The 232-nt window shown below is 70.3% G+C and carries 1 pseudogene; it reads right to left on the bottom strand.

Annotation, left to right across the window (positions count from 1 at the left end):
• A pseudogene (locus ACLJNW_RS28835) lies at positions 1-232 on the bottom strand (hypothetical protein); the annotation flags it as partial.

Here is a 232-nt window from a genome sequence, read left to right as displayed (position 1 = left end):
GGCGCCGGCGATCTGCTCGGGACTCAGGGTCTCGCTGGCGAAGCGTTGCAGCCCGGCGGCGTTCAGCGCGGCGCGCAGGTTGACCGGGCCGAACGCCCGCGAGCGCACCAGCGGGATCGCCCAGACCAGTTGCAGCAGCGGTTCGGCGACCAGGCCGGTGAGGGCGTTGATACGGAAGGTGGGGTCGTTGTCGTCATCGGCGTCGAGCAACGGATAGACGCCGTCCCAGTAC

Origin of the sequence: Salmonella sp. SAL4457 (assembly GCF_046548235.1) — a bacterium.
In the GTDB taxonomy this organism is placed as follows: domain Bacteria; phylum Pseudomonadota; class Gammaproteobacteria; order Enterobacterales; family Enterobacteriaceae; genus Salmonella; species Salmonella enterica.
Note: the sequence above shows the minus strand (reverse complement) of the source record. Positions and strands in the feature narration are given on the sequence as shown.